At 63.7% G+C, this 16,797-nt stretch carries 14 protein-coding genes; 9 read left to right on the top strand and 5 right to left on the bottom strand.

Going from position 1 to position 16,797, the window contains the following annotated elements; all coding sequences use genetic code 11:
• The first annotated feature begins 5 nt into the window (after nucleotides 1-5).
• Nucleotides 6-1,436 (top strand): DUF6880 family protein, encoded by a 1,431-nt coding sequence (locus tag OCK01_RS14680; protein WP_263824581.1) that lies wholly within the window; start codon nucleotides 6-8, stop codon nucleotides 1,434-1,436.
• Here OCK01_RS14680 and OCK01_RS14675 read toward each other — a convergent pair.
• Nucleotides 1,412-2,317, bottom strand: coding sequence for a LysR family transcriptional regulator (locus OCK01_RS14675; RefSeq protein ID WP_263824580.1), 906 nt, complete (start codon nucleotides 2,315-2,317; stop codon nucleotides 1,412-1,414). The genes OCK01_RS14680 and OCK01_RS14675 overlap by 25 nt on opposite strands.
• A 160-nt stretch (nucleotides 2,318-2,477) precedes the next feature.
• Between OCK01_RS14675 and OCK01_RS14670 the strand changes: the two genes are divergently transcribed.
• Genes OCK01_RS14670 through glcF form a run of 3 tightly spaced genes read left to right on the top strand, consistent with a single transcriptional unit; the run spans nucleotide 2,478 to nucleotide 6,435 of the window.
• A complete protein-coding gene (locus tag OCK01_RS14670) occupies nucleotides 2,478-3,911 on the top strand; it encodes an FAD-linked oxidase C-terminal domain-containing protein (protein WP_263824579.1) in 1,434 nt (477 codons plus the stop codon).
• Complete coding sequence (glcE, locus tag OCK01_RS14665) at nucleotides 3,908-5,137, top strand: glycolate oxidase subunit GlcE (RefSeq protein ID WP_263824578.1); 1,230 nt, start codon at nucleotides 3,908-3,910, stop codon at nucleotides 5,135-5,137. Before OCK01_RS14670 ends, glcE begins: the two co-directional genes overlap by 4 nt.
• Nucleotides 5,137-6,435, top strand: coding sequence for a glycolate oxidase subunit GlcF (glcF, locus tag OCK01_RS14660; protein WP_263824577.1), 1,299 nt, complete (start codon nucleotides 5,137-5,139; stop codon nucleotides 6,433-6,435). Before glcE ends, glcF begins: the two co-directional genes overlap by 1 nt.
• A 36-nt stretch (nucleotides 6,436-6,471) precedes the next feature.
• Here glcF and OCK01_RS14655 read toward each other — a convergent pair whose 3' ends face one another.
• Together OCK01_RS14655 and OCK01_RS14650 are read right to left on the bottom strand one after the other, a co-directional pair.
• Entirely contained in the window at nucleotides 6,472-7,176 is a 705-nt protein-coding gene (locus OCK01_RS14655) for a L,D-transpeptidase (protein WP_263824576.1), read from the bottom strand.
• 116 nt (nucleotides 7,177-7,292) lie between these two features.
• Nucleotides 7,293-8,042: a L,D-transpeptidase gene (locus tag OCK01_RS14650; RefSeq protein WP_263824575.1), complete on the bottom strand. Its 750-nt coding sequence runs from the start codon at nucleotides 8,040-8,042 to the stop codon at nucleotides 7,293-7,295.
• Between the two features lie 186 nt (nucleotides 8,043-8,228).
• Between OCK01_RS14650 and OCK01_RS14645 the strand changes: the two genes are divergently transcribed.
• Both OCK01_RS14645 and recO read left to right on the top strand, forming a co-directional pair.
• Nucleotides 8,229-8,861, top strand: coding sequence for a DNA-3-methyladenine glycosylase I (locus tag OCK01_RS14645; protein WP_263824574.1), 633 nt, complete (start codon nucleotides 8,229-8,231; stop codon nucleotides 8,859-8,861).
• Nucleotides 8,845-9,591 (top strand): DNA repair protein RecO, encoded by a 747-nt coding sequence (gene recO, locus OCK01_RS14640; protein WP_263824573.1) that lies wholly within the window; start codon nucleotides 8,845-8,847, stop codon nucleotides 9,589-9,591. The genes OCK01_RS14645 and recO overlap by 17 nt, the downstream gene beginning before the upstream one ends.
• A gap of 36 nt (nucleotides 9,592-9,627) precedes the next feature.
• Here recO and OCK01_RS14635 read toward each other — a convergent pair whose 3' ends face one another.
• Complete coding sequence (locus OCK01_RS14635) at nucleotides 9,628-11,625, bottom strand: PhoX family protein (RefSeq protein WP_263824572.1); 1,998 nt, start codon at nucleotides 11,623-11,625, stop codon at nucleotides 9,628-9,630.
• A 138-nt stretch (nucleotides 11,626-11,763) separates the two neighbouring features.
• Between OCK01_RS14635 and OCK01_RS14630 the strand changes: the two genes are divergently transcribed.
• From OCK01_RS14630 to OCK01_RS14620, 3 genes are read left to right on the top strand one after another with little or no spacing between them, the layout of a single operon-like run.
• Complete coding sequence (locus tag OCK01_RS14630) at nucleotides 11,764-14,541, top strand: DUF2339 domain-containing protein (protein WP_263824571.1); 2,778 nt, start codon at nucleotides 11,764-11,766, stop codon at nucleotides 14,539-14,541.
• The gene (locus tag OCK01_RS14625) at nucleotides 14,541-15,194 is read left to right on the top strand and encodes an HD domain-containing protein (RefSeq protein WP_263824570.1); all 654 of its coding nucleotides are present in this window, start codon (nucleotides 14,541-14,543) and stop codon (nucleotides 15,192-15,194) included. The genes OCK01_RS14630 and OCK01_RS14625 overlap by 1 nt, the downstream gene beginning before the upstream one ends.
• On the top strand, nucleotides 15,191-16,039 hold the full coding sequence (locus tag OCK01_RS14620) for an MOSC domain-containing protein (RefSeq protein WP_263824569.1): 849 nt from the start codon (nucleotides 15,191-15,193) through the stop codon (nucleotides 16,037-16,039). The genes OCK01_RS14625 and OCK01_RS14620 overlap by 4 nt, the downstream gene beginning before the upstream one ends.
• On the opposite strand, the gene OCK01_RS14615 is transcribed toward OCK01_RS14620, so the two are convergent.
• Nucleotides 16,026-16,634 (bottom strand): hypothetical protein, encoded by a 609-nt coding sequence (locus tag OCK01_RS14615; protein ID WP_263824568.1) that lies wholly within the window; start codon nucleotides 16,632-16,634, stop codon nucleotides 16,026-16,028. The genes OCK01_RS14620 and OCK01_RS14615 overlap by 14 nt on opposite strands.
• Between the last annotated feature and the right edge of the window lie 163 nt (nucleotides 16,635-16,797).

Below are 16,797 nucleotides of genomic sequence, written 5' to 3'. Positions count from 1 at the left end.
GACGCATGGCGCGACAGGCGAAGGCGAAGCTGGACAAAAAAGGGCTTTCCAGCCTCGGCATCGACAAGCTCGTCGATATTCTTCTCGAGGAAGCGGGCTCCAACAAGGCGCTGAAGGCGCGGCTTCAGGCGGCGCTGGCCGGGACATCGGGTCCTGAGGAGATCGCCGCGCTGATCGACAAGCGCCTGACGGCGCTGGAAACGGCCAAGACCTCCATCAACAGCGCCCGCGCCAAGGATCTCGGCGTCGAGATCGCCGGCCTCATCCGCAATGTCCAATCCGAGCTCGCCGCGCTCGATCCGAGAGCGGCGACCGAACGCATGTTTCGCATCATGGGTTTGCGCGTCAGCATCGAGCGACGGCTCAGGTCCGACAGCGTGCGGCTGATGAAGATCATCGCGGAAGCGGAGACGGCGGCGCGCGATCTCGTGCTGGGCTTGCCGGAGAGAGACCAGGTCGCGCTGGTTCCGCTGATCGAGCAGGAGCGCAAGCGAGACCGGTATCACGAACGCGCCGGTCTATTCGAAGCCATTTTGGTCGGTCTGTCGCGTCCCGCCTCCGACGCTTGGGAACAACTGCTGCTCAAGAGCATGTCGGGCAAGGAGCCCGGCCTCATGCTCCCGCGCCTGCTCCAACAACTCTACCGCGCTCGCCGCGACGCCGATAGCTATATCCGGTTGGAGGCGGTAAAGCCGGAGCGCTATCAGGACCCCTACGGCACGGCTCTGTTACTGCATGAGGCCAAGCGCCACGAGGAGGCGCTGACCTGGGCGCGCAAGATCATCAAGGGTCCGAGGCTGATCTATTCCGACGGCGAATTCCATCAGGTTGCCGGCAATCATCAATTGCGCGAGCTGCGTCTGCTGGAAGCCGACATTCTCGATGGCCTCAAGCGCAAGGACGAAGCGCGCGAGGCGCGATGGAAATTCTTCCTAGAAAGCTTCGACGCCGACATGCTTCGTCGGCACATCGCCAAGCTCGACGACTTCGACGAATTCGACGAGATGGACAGGGCTTTGAAACTCGTGGCGTCCAGCGACCGCATCTATGAGGCGCTGCGCTTCTATCTCGACTGGCCGCGATTGGATCTGGCCGAACAGCATGTGCTGCGCCACAGGAGCGCGTGGGACGGGCGGCGCGAGCGCGCGCTCGAACCGGCCGCCGAACAGCTCGGCGAAAGCTCGCCTTTGGCCGCCACCGTGCTTTACCGGGCGCTCATCACCAGCGTACTCGATCGTTCGCTGATGGATTCCTATGCCGACGCCGCCATGTGGACGCTCAGCCTCGATGCATTCGACGAAAAGCTTCCGCCTGACGCGCCGATCGTCAGCCATGACGATTTCATGGAGGGGCTGGAGACCAAGCATGCCCGCAAATACGGCTATTGGCGGCTGTTGAGCGACGCGCGACTCTATAGCGAGGATCTGTCCCAGTAGGGCTGCGGACCGTAGAGATCCGCGAGAAAATCGATGAAGGCGCGGACCTTGGCCGGCAGATATTGGCGAGAAGGGTAGACGGCGTAGAGGCCGACATCCGACGATCCCTCCCAATCCGGCAAGACCTGAACAAGTCTGCCGGAGCGCAAATCCGGCCCGATATCCCAGGTGGATCTGAAGGCGATTCCCAGGCCCGACAGAACCGCCTCGCGCACCACTTCACTGGAGTTCGTTGACAAAGGCCCGACGGGCCTGAGCGCCACCGGCCCATCCGGTCCGCTCAGATGCCAGTAGGCATTGTTGTGGGCGGGGATGCAGACATGCGTTTCCAGATCCTCGATCGCCGCGGGAGCGCCGTGGCCGGCGATGTAGTCTGGCGTCGCGCAGAGGATGCGCCTGACAGCCGCGAGCTTGCGCGCCACCAGGCTGGAACTCGGCAATTCGCCGATGCGGATGGCGATATCGAAACCCTCGGCGACGAGATCCTGGAAAGCGTCGGTCAGCGTCAGTTGCACCTCGACATCGGGATAGAGCGAAAAGAAGCGGGTAAGATAAGGCGCGATATGCATGCGGCCGAAGGAGGTGGGCGCGGAAACACGCAGACGGCCCGTCACGGCGCTCGACCGTCCGGCGAGAAAGGCTTCCGCCTCCTCCAGCCCGGCCAGCGCCGCCAGCACCCTCTCGTGAAATCCTTCTCCCGCCTCCGTCAGCGAAATCTGACGCGTGGTGCGGTGAAACAGGCGCGCGCCCAGCCGTTCCTCCAACCGCTTGATGCGCTTGGAAATGATCGGCGTCTGCAAGCCGAGCTCACGGGCCGCCTCCGACATCGAGCTAGAGGCGACAACGCGCGTGAAGATTTCGAGATCGCCGAGATTGGTCATCGCATTCTCCCCAAGTCGGCCATAGTTTAAGCCGATTGTTTCCAGTTGAGGCAAGAGTGCATTGTCGTGGATTGGACCAAGGTCTGGTCGATTGCGACGATGAAGCAGTTGACGCGCAGAGCCGGATCAGGACACTGGCGAAACAAGGGGAGGTCCGACCATGACATCGCTCGCATTCCTGCCGCCTGACACGGCGGTGCTGTCCAAGCGCGACATGATCGTCGCAGATCTCAAGGATCTCATCGGCAAGGATTGCATCCTCTCCGATCCGCGCGAGCTGACTCCGTTCGAAACCGACGGCTTCATCGCCTGCCGCAATCTGCCGCTCGCCGTGGCGCTGCCGCGGACGACGGAGGATGTCGCGGCGCTGATGAAATATTGCGCGCGCTATTCCGTGCCGGTGGTGCCGCGCGGGGCGGGAACATCGTTGTCCGGAGGCGCGATCCCGCAGCAGGATGCGGTGGTCGTCGCGCTCACCCGCATGAACCGCATTCTGGACGTGGATCTGCCCAATCGCTGCGCCCGCGTGCAGGCCGGCGTCACCAATCTGTCGATTTCCGATGCGGTCGGCGGCGATGGTTTCTTTTATGCGCCCGATCCGAGTTCGCAGCTCGCCTGCACCATCGGCGGCAATATCGGCATGAATTCGGGCGGCGCCCATTGCCTGAAATATGGCGTCACCACCAACAATCTCCTCGGCGTCAGGATGGTGCTGTTCGACGGGACCGTCATCGAGCTCGGCGGCAAGGCGCTGGATGCCGGCGGTCTGGATCTCCTCGGACTAGTCTGCGGGTCGGAGGGGCAGGTGGGCGTCGTCACCGAAGCCACCGTGCGGCTGCTCGCCAAGCCCGAAGGGGCGCGTCCGGTGCTGTTCGGCTTTCCGAGCGCGGAGGAGGCGACCGCCTGCGTCTCCGACATCATCGGCGCGGGCGTCATCCCCGTCGCGATCGAATTCATGGACAAGCCGGCCATCGATATCTGCGAAGCCTTCGCCAAGGCGGGCTATCCCATGGATGTCGAGGCGCTGCTGATCGTCGAGGTCGAGGGCTCCGAGACCGAGATGGACGCCATGCTGAAGAGCATCATCGACATCGCCCGCCGCCACGGCGTCAAGACCGTGAAGGAATGCCAGTCGGCCATGGAGGCCGCCGCGATCTGGAAGGGGCGCAAGTCCGCTTTCGGCGCCACCGGCCGCATTGCCGACTATATCTGCATGGACGGCACCGTGCCGCTGTCGGAACTCACCAATGTGCTCAAGGGCACCTATGACATCTGCGCCCGCTACGGCCTGCGCGTCGCCAATGTCTTCCATGCCGGCGACGGCAATATGCATCCGTTGATCCTCTACAACATCAACGACCCCGAAGAGGCGGCCAAGGCCGAAGCCGCCGGCAACGACATTCTCCGCCTCTGCGTCGATCACGGCGGCTGCCTGACCGGCGAACATGGCGTCGGCGTCGAAAAGCGCGACCTGATGCGCCATCAATATGCCGAGGCCGATCTGGTCCAGCAGATGCGCGCCCGCGACGCCTTCGATCCGCAATGGCTGATGAACCCCTCCAAAGTGTTCCCGCTCGAAGGACGCCAGCGATGACGCGCCTTGACCCTCGCCACGAAATCGAATGCATCGAGATGGTCCGCGCCTGCCTCTCCGGCAAGACGACGCTGGAAATCACCGGCGGCGCCACCAAGCGCGGCATAGGCCATTGCATCCATGCGGGCGCGACGCTCTCCATGCGCGGCATGACCGGCATCGTCTCCTACAATCCCGCCGAGATGGTGATGACCGCCAAGGCGGGAACGCCGCTTGCCGAGATCGAGGCGGCGCTGGCGGACAAAGGCCAGATGCTCGCCTTCGAGCCGCCGGATTACCGGGCGCTTCTGGGGGCGACGGGAGAGCCGAGCATCGGCGGCCTGTTCGCTTGCAATCTCTCGGGACCACGGCGGTTTCAGTCGGGCGCTGCGCGCGATCATCTGCTCGGCCTTCGCATGGTCAACGGCCGCGGCGAGACCGTCCAGGCCGGTGGGCGTGTGATGAAGAATGTCACAGGCCTCGATCTCGTCAAGCTGATGGCCGGCTCCTTCGGCACGCTCGGGCTGATGACCGAACTGACCTTCAAAGTGTTGCCGCGCCCTGAAACGAGCGCAAGCCTGATCCTGTCCGGCCTCGATGACGAAGCTGCCTCCGCCGCCATGGCAAAAGCCATGGCTCTGCCGCTCGAAATTTCAGGCGCGGCTTACCTTCCGGAAAGCTGCAAAAACAGGTTTTTGGCTGGCGCGCTTCCGGAAGGCGCGGCGGTGGTGTTCCGCCTTGAAGGACTGGCTTTCTCCGTCGGGGAGCGAATGGCAAAGCTGAAATCGGCTTTCGCGGGCCTCTGTCCCTTAGCCGAACTGGATCTTGAACAGAGCGAAACGCTCTGGCGCGAAATCCGCGACGTCAAACCCTTCCATGCCGATGGATCGACGCGTCCGGTCTGGAAAGTCTCCGTGGCGCCCATGGCCGGAGAAAAGCTGTTGTCGATGCTGCGCATGCAGACCGGCGTCGACGGTTACTACGACTGGCAGGGCGGTCTCGTCTGGCTGAGAATGGAAGCCGAGCCCGAAGCCGAACTGCTGCGCGCCGGCATCCAGCATTTCGGCGGTGGACATGCGACGCTGATGCGGGCGACAGACGCCCAGCGGGATGCAATCCCGGTCTTCGAGCCGCAGCCGCCGGCGCTCGCCGCTCTCACCGAGCGCGTGCGGGCGAGCTTCGATCCCATGGGCCTGTTCAATTCCGGCCGCATGACCGGCCCAGCCGCAAGCGCGAGGGCCGCCTGATGCAGACCAATTTCTCCCTCGCCCAGCTCGCCGATCCCAAGACGGCGGAGGCCGAGGCGATCCTGCGCAAATGCGTGCATTGCGGCTTCTGCACCGCCACCTGTCCGACCTATGTGACGCTCGGCAACGAGCTCGACAGCCCGCGCGGGCGCATCTATTTGATCAAGGACATGCTGGAAAACGACCGGCCGGCCGACGAGACGGTCGCGACCCATGTCGATCGCTGCCTCTCCTGTCTCGCCTGCACCACCACCTGTCCGTCAGGCGTGGATTACATGCATCTCATCGACCATGCGCGCGTGCATGTCGAGACAACCTATAAGCGCCCGCTGATGACGCGATTGCAGCGCGCGCTTCTCGCTTGGCTGATGCCGTCGCCCAGACTGTTTCGCAGCGCCATGACGGCGGCCAAACTGGCCAAGCCCTTCGCAGGCGTGATGAAGCGCGTTCCGGCCCTGCGCCCGTTCGGGGCGATGCTGGATCTCGCGCCCGCTCGCCTTCCCGCGCCGTCACCTTACGCCGTGCCGGGACGATTTGAGGCGGAAGGCGAGAAGCGGAAGCGGGTCGCGCTTTTGAGCGGCTGCGTCCAGTCGGTGATGGATCCCGGCATCAACAAGGCGGCGATCGAATTGATGACGCGTTTCGGCGTCGAGGTCGTGCTGGCGAAAGGCGAGGGGTGCTGCGGCTCGCTCCGCCACCATATGGGCCATGAGGAGCCGGCTCTCGCCTCGGCGCGCCGCAATATCGACGCCTGGATCACTGAAATGGACGGCGAGGGACTGGACGCGATCGTGATCACCGGCTCGGGCTGCGGCACGACCATCAAGGATTACGGCCATATGCTCAAGTCCGATCCCGAGTATGCAGCCAATGCGAGCCGTGTCGCCTCGATCGCGCGCGACGTAACAGAGATGCTTGATCTTCTCGACCTGCCGGAGTTGGAACAGCGGGGAACCCGCGTCGCCTATCACGCCGCCTGTTCTCTGCAGCACGGCCAGAAGATCACGCTGCAGCCCAAGGCGCTCCTGCGTAAAGCGGGGTTTACCATCGTCGATCCCACCGAGGGCCATCTCTGCTGTGGCTCGGCCGGAACCTACAATATGCTACAGCCGGAGATTTCCGCGGCGCTCAAGGAGCGCAAGGTCCGCAATCTCAAGGCCGTCAAGCCCGACGTGATCGCCGCCGGCAATCTCGGCTGCATCACCCAGATCGCCGACGCCGCCGGCGCGCCGATCCTGCACACGGTGGAACTGTTGAACTGGGCCTATGGCGGTGAAAAACCCGCCGCGCTCGGTTGAGCGCGACGGGTTTGAAATGGTTTAAGGCGATAAGGCTCAGCCGCCGAAGGCTGCGAAGAGCTGGCGGAAATGATCGACGCCCTTGTCGGCGAACTGCACCTTGCCCTGCTTGTTGCCGGGACCGACAACGATGACTTTCGTGCCGATGGATGCGCGCGAATAGAGATGTTCGACATCCTTGTTCATCATGCGGATGCAGCCCGACGACATGTTCAGCCCGATCGTCCAGGGCTGGTTGGTGCCGTGGATGCGGAAACCGGTGTCAGACTTGCCCTTGTAGAGATAAAGCGCGCGCGCGCCGAGCGGATTGTCGATGCCGCCTTCCTGGAATTCCGGCAGGATATGGCCCTTCTTGCGCTCGCGCGCGATCATTTCCTTCGGCGGCACCCAGCGCGGCCATTCCGCCTTGCGCTGCACCTTGACGACGCCCGACCAGCCGAAGCCTTCTCGGCCGACGCCGATGCCGTAGCGCGTTGCCTTGCCCTTGCTTTCGACGAGGTAGAGGAACTTGTTGTTGGTGTCGATGATGATCGTGCCCGGTTTTTCATTGGTGTCGAGCTTGACGACGCGGCGCTGGAATTTCTGCGCCGGCTGCTTCTGTACGGCCGCCAGATGCACGTCGTTCGCCGCCCGCGCCGGCTGGACGCTCTGGGTCGGCGTAAAGGCCTGAGCCGCGCCTGCGGCGAGAAAAGCGGACATCGCCACGCCTATGGCGGCGGCGGTAAAGGTCTTGAAGGCCATCGAAACTCCCCCGAAGTTTGGAATTTGTTGAGAAACTACCTGTTGTCGCGGTAAATTCAAGCGTTGCGGCCGCGTTCGGTTGCCGAGCGCGGCTTCACGATGCCGTGAAGTGCAGATTACATGACGATGACCCGCGTGCCGACCTTCACACGCTCATAGAGATCGACCACGTCTTCGTTGCGCATGCGGATGCAGCCGGAAGACACGGCGTAACCGATCGTCCAGGGCGCATTGGTGCCATGGATGCGATAGAGGGTCGAGCCCAGATACATCGCCCGGGCGCCGAGCGGATTGGCTTCGCCGCCCTCCATGCTGGCAGGCAGATAATGCCCCTTCACCGCCTCGCGTTCGATCATTTCCTTGGGCGGATGCCATGTCGGCCATTCCGCCTTGCGGGTGATCCTGTGTTCGCCCGCCCATTCGAAGCCCGGCTTGCCGACGCCGACGCCATAGCGGCGCGCCTGACCGTCGCCCATCACCAGATAGAGAAAGCGGTTGTTGGTGTCGATGATGATCGTGCCCGGTTTGTGCCTGGTCTCGTAGGCGACCATCTGCGGCAGGAATTGCGGCTCGATGGCGTTCACGGCCGGGCGGTCCGGGTGATAGGCGGCCTGCTGTATCTGCGTCTGCGGTTCGACCGCCATGTGTTGCTTCAGGCGACGCGGTTGGGTCATGCGTATCGGCTGGCCCTGTTGCACCCGCCGCACCACTTGGCCGCGCACGGGGCCGCCGAGTTGCATCATCCACTGGCCGGCGATGCCGGATTCGATGATGACGGGGCGCACCACCTTATACCGATCATCCGCCAGCGCCGTGGAGGAGACGAGGGAAAGGGCAAGTGTCAGAAGCAATCTCGATCTGGTCATGAACGCGACTCGCGGAAAGGTTTGACGAAAGAAGCTTCACCATCCGCGCGCCCGGCAAGCGAATGGTTAACGCCCGTTCATTCCAATTCGACCGAAGCGGGAAACCTTTCGTCAGGGTTAGCGCCGGGTTTTGAAACATGGTTAGGCAATGCTAAACAGGCGGAAACAACGGATTCGGAGGCGGATATGGCGGGCGCGGGCCTGATCGAAGGCGAGGATGGCCGGCATCGATGCAGCTGGTGCCGCGGCCTCGACGACTATATGCGCTACCATGACGAGGAATGGGGCTATCCCGTGCGCGATGACCGGCGGCTGTTCGAGAAAATCTGTCTCGAAGGCTTCCAGTCGGGACTGTCCTGGCTGACCATCCTGCGCAAGCGCGACAATTTCCGCGCCGCCTTCGCCAATTTCGAGCCCGAGCGCATGGCAGCTTTCGACGAGGCCGATATCGAACGACTGCTGGCGGACGCCGGCATCGTGCGCCATCGCGGCAAGATCGTTTCCGCCATCAACAATGCCCGCTGCGCGCTGGACCTGAAGGCCGAATTCGGCTCGCTGTCTGCCTATTTCTGGAGCTTTGTTCCGCCCGAAAGCGAACGCCCCGACATCATGACGCTCGAATGGGCCCGCGCCAATCCGACCTCGCCGACCTCCATTCGTCTCTCCAAGGATCTGAAGAAGCGCGGCTGGAGTTTCGTCGGCCCGACCACCATCTACGCCTTCATGCAGGCCATGGGCCTGGTCAACGATCATATGGACGGGTGCTGGCGCCGCGACGCCGCCGAAGAGAAACGGTCGCTGCATGCAATGGACGGATGAAGCCGTCATTCTCGGCGTCAAGCGTCACGGCGAGGGCTCCGTCATCGCCGAGGTGATGACGCGGACGCGCGGACGCCATCTCGGCGTGTTGCGCAATGGCCGCTCGCGCAACATGCAGCCGCTGCTGCAGCCGGGCAATCTCGTCGAGGCGACGTGGCGCGCCAGACTGGAAGAGCATATCGGCCATTTCTCGATGGAGCCGCTCAATTTCCGCGCCGCGCAGCTGATGGAAAACGCGATCAGCCTCAACGGGGTGCAGGCCATCGGCGCGCTGCTGCGGCTTCTTCCGGAGCGCGATCCGCATCCGCATCTCTACGACATGCTCAACATCACGCTCGATCATCTCGGCGCGGCGGCGGAGGCCGGCGAACTCTATGTTCGTTTCGAATTGGCAGTGCTGGAGGATCTCGGTTTCGGACTGGATCTGTCTCAATGCGCCGCCACGGGGTTGCGAGAAGAACTCGATTTCGTCTCGCCGAAATCGGGCCGGGCCGTTTGTCGTGACGCGGGGCTGCCTTATGCCGATCGGCTGTTTCGCCTGCCGGAATTTCTCAAGGCCCAGTCGAAGCGCGCGGCCGATCGCGACGGGCTGATCGACGCTCTCCGCATGACGCAGTTCTTCCTGCATCGCCATGTCTATGAGCCGCGCGGGCTGGAGCCGGTTTCGGCGCGCGACGGCTTCGTGCAATCGCTGCTCGCCAAGCTGCCTTCGGCGCTCGATCGGGGGTGACGCCGCCCCGAAAGGCGGCGTCAGATATGTCGGCGGTCAGGCGATCTTGCCGCCGCCCTGCTTGGTGATGGCGACCACCGACGGACGCGGAGGCATGCCGTCCTTGAAATCGGGCCAACGGGTGGCGGGCGTTTCGAAGGTCGGAAGGCCGGCGTCGCCGGGATGCTGAACCGCGACGAAGAACGTGTCCGACGTCGGGTTGAAGCAGGGGCCGCACATTTCGGCGCCCACCGGCACGCGGAAGAACAGCTTGGAGGTGCCGCGCATCGGTCCCTCCGTTTCCACCGCCCAGACGCCGTCGGTGCGGCCGGTGTCCTTCTTGTTGTTGCCGTCGGTGGCGACCCAAAGACGGCCGTCGACGTCGATGGCGCAATTGTCGGGCATGCCAAACCAGCCATTGGCCGTGGTGGCTGTCGAGAAGGAGGCGCCGACGTCCGCCACCGAGGGGTCGCCGCATTTCAGCAGCACTTCCCAGGTCGACTTGGTCGAGGCGAAATCGCCGTCGGTTTCGGTGATCTCGATGATGTGGCCGAACTTGTTCTTGCCGCGGGGATTGGCGGCGTCGACCTGCTCGTCCTTGCGCTTGGAATTGTTGGTCAGCATGCAATAGACCTTGCCGGTCTTCGGATTGGGCTGCACGTCTTCGGGGCGGTCCATCTTGGTCGCCCCCAGCGCGTCGCCGGCGAGGCGGGCATTGATGACGACGTCGGCCTGCGAGCGGAAGCCGTTCGCTTCGGTGAGAGGGCCCTGGCCGTGAATGAGCGGCAGCCATTCCACCACGCCGTCCTCATGGAACTTCGCCACATAGAGCGTGCCCTCGTCGAGCAGCTTCATGTTGGCGGCGCGGTCGTCCGGGTTGAACTTCCCGGCGGTCACGAATTTGTAGACATAGTCGAAACGCTCGTCGTCGCCGCAATAGACCACGACGCGACCGTCCTTGTTGACGATGGATTCGCAACCTTCATGCTTGAAGCGGCCGAGCGCGGTGTGCTTGACCGGCGTCGAGGTCGGATCCATCGGATCGACTTCCACCACCCAGCCGAAGCGGTTGGCTTCGTTCGGCTCCTTGGAAACGTCGAAGCGATCATAGAAAGCATGCCATTTGTAATTGTCGCCCGGAATGCCGTAACGCTTGAACGCGGCATGCTCCGGGTGGCTTTCCGGCATCTCGCCGCCGAAATAACCGTTGATGTTTTCTTCCGCCATCAGCCAGGTGCCCCACGGCGTGACGCCGCCGGCGCAGTTGTTGATCGTGCCGAATACGCGGGTTCCGGTCGGATCGTCCTTGGTCTTCAGGCGGTCATGACCGGCGGCGGGGCCGGAGATCGACATTTCGGTCATGGCGGTGATGCGGCGGTTGTACTTGCCGTCCAGCACCGGCCGCCATTCGCCGTCGACCTTGCGGATCTCGACGACGGTGCCGCCATGGGCGGCCATTTCGATGTCCACGAGCTCCTTGGTGAACTCGCCCATAATCACGGCGTCTTCTTCCTTGCCATCGACCATCTGCTTGCCGACCTTGGCGAAGTTCGGGAACATCAGTTCGGCGTTGGTGTATTCGTGATTTACCACGAGCAGACCATGGTCGGCGGCGCCGTCGAGCGGCACGAAGCCGACATAGTCGTTGTTGTAGCCGAACTGGCGAAGCTGAGTGGCGGCCGTTTGGGCCATGGGGTCGAATTCCGGGCTGTCGGCGAACAGCTTGTCGCCCCAGCGCAGCAGGATGTCGGCGTCATAGCCGCGAGCGACGTGATGGGTCTCGTCGACGCCGGCCTCGACTTCGTCGAAATTGAAGCTCGGCGACGCAGCCTGCGCCTCGGAGGCCGCGCCGAGCGCCAGCGGGCTTACGGTGGAGGCGATCGCCGCCACTGCGAGCGAACCGCCGAGGAAACCTCGCCGCGAGAAGCGACGATGGATGATATCGCCCATCGTCGGATTGGCGGAACAGTTGCTGCCGTAATCTTCCTGCGCTTCCCGGATCTCCTGGGGCGTTTGCGACAAGGCGGTGTTGTCCTGACCGATGATCTCGTTCATTGTCTCTCTCCGGTTGAATTCCGCGTCAGCATTATCCTCGGATCAATGACGGCTCTGTGACACCGGAACGCATAAAGCGGCGTCGTCAACCGTTGTAACGGCTGTCGGCGCTTTTGCCAGCCTCGGGGTGAAACAGGCATGTTGGAATTGATGGCTCTGGCGGGGCTTCTCATCGCGGTCCTGGCGATGTTCAGGATCAAGGATCTCAACCGCAAATTCGAACGCGACATCTCCGTCCTACGCGAAGAGATTGCGCGGCTTCGTCAACCGCCGACCGCAATCCCCGACGAAGTGAGGGCCGAGGACGCTGCCCAGGCATCCGATCGCACGAGCGCCGCGACGAATGTCGGCGCCGGCATCAATCCGCCGGTTCAGGCAGAGCCCATCGAAGAAACGTCGGTAGAGCCAGCCGGGCCTGAACCGCATAAGAACGTCACGCCTGCCGCCGCCCGCGAAAGCCTCGAAAGCCGGCTCGCGGGTCGCTGGTCGGTCTGGGTGGGCGGCCTGGCGCTCGCCTTCGCAGGCGTCTTCGCCGTCAAATATTCGATAGAACAGGGACTGGTGAGCCCGGCGGTGCGTCTCACGCTCGCGGCTCTGTTCGGCCTCGCGCTGGTCGCCGCCGGCGAATGGGTTCGGCGTCGGACCACGCCGCTCGTCCAGAGCGCCTTTCAGAACGCGCTCATCCCCGGCGTTCTCACCGCGGCGGGGTCCCTGACCCTTCTCGGCGCCGTTTTCGTCGCGCACGCCGTCTATGGATATGTCGGACCGGGTTTCGCCTTTTTCCTGTTGGCTTTGGTGTCGCTCGCCACACTCGCTCTGGCGCTGATCCACGGGCAGGGTCTCGCGGGCCTGGGCCTGCTCGCCTCCTTCGCAACGCCTGCGATGGTCGATAGCGACGCGCCGAGCCCCTGGTTCCTGTTCGGCTTCCTGGCGATCGTCTGGCTCAGCAACGCCGTCGCCTCTCGCATGCGCGACTGGCGCGTCGCCCCAGCGCTCGCCAATGCCGGCCTGTCGCTCTGGTGCATGGGGCATGTGGTCTTCTATCCGATGGAAACGATGGTCGCTCCGGGTTTCGCCCTGCTGGTGATGATCGCCGGCATGGCCTTCGTCTGGCCGGGACCCAAGACGCCGCAGCCTTACATCGTCAGGGTGAACCGCTCGGCCTGGGAACTCTATCTCTTCCCCAGCCATGGCGCGGCGATCCTGATCGCCTCGCTCGGCATACTCGCCAATGTCATGGCCATGGTGTCGGCCGGAATGGGCAATGACCGCGCAGAATGGGTAGCCGCCGCGCTCATTCTGGCGCTGGCTCTTCTCGGCGCGGGACGAAAATACGGCGCCTACGCCGTCGTCCTCTCCGCGCTCACCGCGTTCGGCGCCATCCGCGCCATGGCGGAAAACGCCGTCTCCACCACCATCGACGCCGCCGGTGAGAGCTATCACGCGCCGTTCGAGCCCAATCTGGTCATCGGCTTCGCCTTCGGCCTCGGTTTGATATTCGTGGCGATCGGCGGCGCGGTCAATTGGCGGTTGGGCGAGCGTCTCCTGCCGAGATCCGTCTTGTGGAGCGGCGTGGCGGCGATCACGCCGTTGTCTCTGGCCGGTCTGAGTTACGTCTTCCTCGGCAATTACGCTTTCGATCCGTCGCATGGCGTCTATGGGCTCTTCCTCGCCGTCCTCTATCTCTCCGTCGCCTGGAGGTTGGGCAACCCAGCCGGCAAAGACCGCTATCACATCAATCGCGATCTCTGGGCAGCCGCTTCCTGGGCGTCGCTGCTCTTCGCCCTGGCGATGCTCACCGAAGGCGTCGCGACCACGCTGGGGGCTGCGTTGATCGGCTTCGCCTATCTCCTGGGCCAGCGGATCAAGCCTTGGCCCATCCTGCCCTGGGCCATGGCCGCATCAACTGTCTTCGTCGCCGGTCGCATCGCCTGGCAGCCCACCATCGTCGGCGCGAGCCAACTCGGCAAGACGCCGATCTTCAACGCTCTGCTGATCGGTTACGGCGGCCCGGCGCTGCTGCTCATTCTCTCCGCCTGGATGATGCGGAAGAGCACGGATATCCGCCTGCGCAGCGTTCTCGAAGCGCTGGCCAGCCTGTTTGCGCTGCTGACGCTCGGCGTTCTCGTCCGTCATGCGATGAACGGCGGCGTTCTCGACAGCAGCGTGCCGACGCTTTCGGAGCAGGCGATCTATACGCTGCTGACCATCGGCGCGTCCGCGACGCTGATGGCGCTCGACCTGCGCCAGCCCAGCATCGTCTTCCGCACGGGATCGATGGCGGTGGGTTACATCTCGATGCTCTCGGTGCTCTCGGCGCATTTTTTCGGCCTCAACCCTTATTTCACCGGCGAGCCGACGGGCGATATCCCGTTCTTCAATCTGCTCTTTCTCGCCTTTCTGCTGCCCGGCCTCGCTTATGGCGCAGCGGCGCACTACGCGCGAGCGCGGCGTCCGCTGCACTACGTAATGTCGCTCGCGCTCACGGGGTCGGCCTTGCTGTTCGGCTATGTGACGCTATCGGTGCGGCGGCTCTATCACGGAGCCGACATTTCCGAGTGGAAGGGTTTTCTGCAGCCCGAACTCTACACCTATTCCGCCGTCTGGCTGGTTCTCGCCGCGGTGCTTCTGGCCATCGGCTATCGTTTCAGGGCGAAGAGCATCCGTCTCGCTTCGGCCGGTCTGATGCTGGTGGTGGTGCTGAAGGTCTTTCTGATCGACATGGCCAATCTCGAGGGCTTGTTCCGCGTGCTGTCCTTCGTCGGCCTGGGCGTGGTGTTGATCGGCATCGGCCGCTTCTACCAGACGATATTGGGGGGACTGCAGAACACGGCGGAAACAGCGCCGTTGCTGGACACGGAATCGGATCTCAAAAACGCGGTTGCGGATCAGGCGGAAACGGATAAAACCGCCTGATGACCGATCCCGCATCCCGTTTCGCGCCGCATGAGGCGCTCGCCGCAAGGCTGTTGCCGCATGCAGTTGCGAGCGACGACGGCGCCCATGACATCGCCCATATCGGCCGCGTCTTCGCCAACGCCATGCGCATTCATGCCGGAGAGGGCGGCGACGGCGAGTTGATCGCCGCTGCCGTCCTCTTACATGATTGCGTGTCGGTGGAGAAAAATTCGCCTCTCCGCGCGCAGGCGTCGCGGCTGGCGGCTGAGAAGGCGAGCGGGATTCTCGTTGAACTGGGTTGGGACGAGGCGAGGATCGCCACTTGCGCCCACGCGATCGCCGCCCACAGTTTTTCGGCCGCCATAGAGCCGGAAACGCTGGAAGCCAGGATATTGCAGGACGCCGATCGTCTCGACGCCATCGGCATGGTGGGCGTTGCCAGGTTGTTCTATATTGGCGGCCGCATGGGGTCGCAGCTCTATGATTCCGGCGATCCGCGCGGCGAGAACAGGCCGCTCGACGACAAAACTTTCGCGCTGGATCATTTCCCCGCCAAGCTCTTCACGCTGGCCGATGGGTTCAAGACCAAAACGGGCCGACAGATGGCGACTGAGCGTCATCGCCGGCTGCACCTGTTCCGCGATCTGTTTCTGGAGGAGATCCACGCATGAATGTCGCCTCGCTGCATGTTTATCCCCTGAAGAGCGGTCGTGCGATCACCCTGGACGAAGTCGCGGTCACAGCCTGGGGCCTCGCGGGCGACCGCCGCTACATGGTCTGCGATCCCCAGGGAGTGCTGGTGACCCAGCGCGAAGTCCAGGCGCTGGCCCAGGTCTCCGCACGGGTGGAGCAGGGGCGTTTGACGCTCGAAAAAGAGGGTGAGGCGGCGCCGATCACCGCGGTCTTCGACCCAGATCGTCGTATGGTCGTGCGGGTTTGGGATGATCCTCTCGACGCCAGCCTGACGACCCCGGAGGTCGATGCCGAAATCAGCCGATGGCTCGGCCGCGACGTCCGATTGGTGCATGCCGACGCGCTCAGCCATCGCGTCTGCGATCCCGTGTGGTCGGGCGAGGGCGTCGAGACCGGGTTCGCGGATGGTTATCCCATTCTCGTGACCACCACCGGTTCGCTGAAGGCTCTGGCCGAAGAGGCGGAACGCCGGGGCGGCGCGGGGTTCGGCATGGATCGGTTCCGCCCCAATATCGTCATCGAAGACGAACGGCCTTTCGCGGATGATTTTTGGGAAGCGATCGAAATCGCCGGCATCCGCTATGATCTCGTCAAACCCTGCACCCGCTGCATCATGACCACGCAGGACCAGATGACCGGCGAGCGCGGCGGACCCGATCCGATGCCGGCCATGCGCCACACCCGTATGTCTGGCGACCGTCGCGTGGCGGGCGTGCTGTTCGGCTGGAACGCTGTGCCGCGCGCCGAGGGCCGGGTGACCGTGGGCGATGTCGTGACGGTGTTGTCGGAACGCCCAGAAGGCTGGCCGCTCAGGACGCGTTGATCCGGATCGACGCGACCTGGTGCACCGCCTGGTAGTCCGGCGACAATTCGCCATAGGGCGCCACCGTCCAGGACCATTCTCGGCCCGAAGGCGGAAGCTCCACGCCTTTCATGAGATCGTCGCGTTCCAGCACCCTTCCGGATTTGTCGAGCACTTCGTAGGACCGGTCGGTCAAGAGCAGGCTGGGGCATGCCAGGCTCTTCAACCCCTCGACATGCGCGGCGATCAGACGGGGGGACGCATCACCCGGCAGCGTCGCATCGGCGGCCGCCATCCGGCCGATGCCCACGCCGATCTGGCTGAGCAGATTGGCGGAGATCACCAAATCCAGTTCGGGGATGTCGTTGAGAAAATAAAGGGGGCGCGGCTGAACGCCCGGCTTCTCTTTCAACTGCTCGACGCCCGAAAGGTCTCGGGTTTGGAAGTCGAGATTGGCGAGACGATTCAGCCTCGCCCATAACCGCACACTCGCCAGGTGCTGCAGATCGTAGAGATAGACCCGGTCGAACTGCCGCGAGAGCAGTGCGATCGGCACATCGCGCAGCAATCCAGAGCCGAGCACCGCGACCGACCGCCTTTTTGATAATGTCGACACGATCGTCGCGACCTCTCGATGGCAGGCCTCCTCATGGGGTCGCCAATGCCTCGCCGCCCGCCTCGACCGCGCCCACAGGCTGACGGAGGACGCAATCTCCTGTCTCCGCCGCCTCGGCGTCAACGGATAGGTCGCAGCAAAATTGAGTGCTTCCAATATCATG

This window comes from Rhizobium sp. TRM95796 (assembly GCF_025779995.1).
Taxonomy (GTDB): Bacteria; Pseudomonadota; Alphaproteobacteria; order Rhizobiales; family Rhizobiaceae; genus Rhizobium_E.
The sequence above is the reverse complement of the archived record's forward strand: the minus strand, read 5'-3'. Positions and strand labels throughout refer to the sequence as shown.

What these genes read in the sequence shown, in the direction of transcription:
- OCK01_RS14680 (WP_263824581.1), top strand. Translation starts at nt 6, where the DNA reads ATGGCGCGACAGGCGAAGGCGAAGCTGGACAAAAAAGGGCTTTCCAGC.
- OCK01_RS14675 (WP_263824580.1), bottom strand. Translation starts at nt 2,317, where the DNA reads ATGACCAATCTCGGCGATCTCGAAATCTTCACGCGCGTTGTCGCCTCT.
- OCK01_RS14670 (WP_263824579.1), top strand. Translation starts at nt 2,478, where the DNA reads ATGACATCGCTCGCATTCCTGCCGCCTGACACGGCGGTGCTGTCCAAG.
- glcE (WP_263824578.1), top strand. Translation starts at nt 3,908, where the DNA reads ATGACGCGCCTTGACCCTCGCCACGAAATCGAATGCATCGAGATGGTC.
- glcF (WP_263824577.1), top strand. Translation starts at nt 5,137, where the DNA reads ATGCAGACCAATTTCTCCCTCGCCCAGCTCGCCGATCCCAAGACGGCG.
- OCK01_RS14655 (WP_263824576.1), bottom strand. Translation starts at nt 7,176, where the DNA reads ATGGCCTTCAAGACCTTTACCGCCGCCGCCATAGGCGTGGCGATGTCC.
- OCK01_RS14650 (WP_263824575.1), bottom strand. Translation starts at nt 8,042, where the DNA reads ATGACCAGATCGAGATTGCTTCTGACACTTGCCCTTTCCCTCGTCTCC.
- OCK01_RS14645 (WP_263824574.1), top strand. Translation starts at nt 8,229, where the DNA reads ATGGCGGGCGCGGGCCTGATCGAAGGCGAGGATGGCCGGCATCGATGC.
- recO (WP_263824573.1), top strand. Translation starts at nt 8,845, where the DNA reads ATGCAATGGACGGATGAAGCCGTCATTCTCGGCGTCAAGCGTCACGGC.
- OCK01_RS14635 (WP_263824572.1), bottom strand. Translation starts at nt 11,625, where the DNA reads ATGAACGAGATCATCGGTCAGGACAACACCGCCTTGTCGCAAACGCCC.
- OCK01_RS14630 (WP_263824571.1), top strand. Translation starts at nt 11,764, where the DNA reads ATGTTGGAATTGATGGCTCTGGCGGGGCTTCTCATCGCGGTCCTGGCG.
- OCK01_RS14625 (WP_263824570.1), top strand. Translation starts at nt 14,541, where the DNA reads ATGACCGATCCCGCATCCCGTTTCGCGCCGCATGAGGCGCTCGCCGCA.
- OCK01_RS14620 (WP_263824569.1), top strand. Translation starts at nt 15,191, where the DNA reads ATGAATGTCGCCTCGCTGCATGTTTATCCCCTGAAGAGCGGTCGTGCG.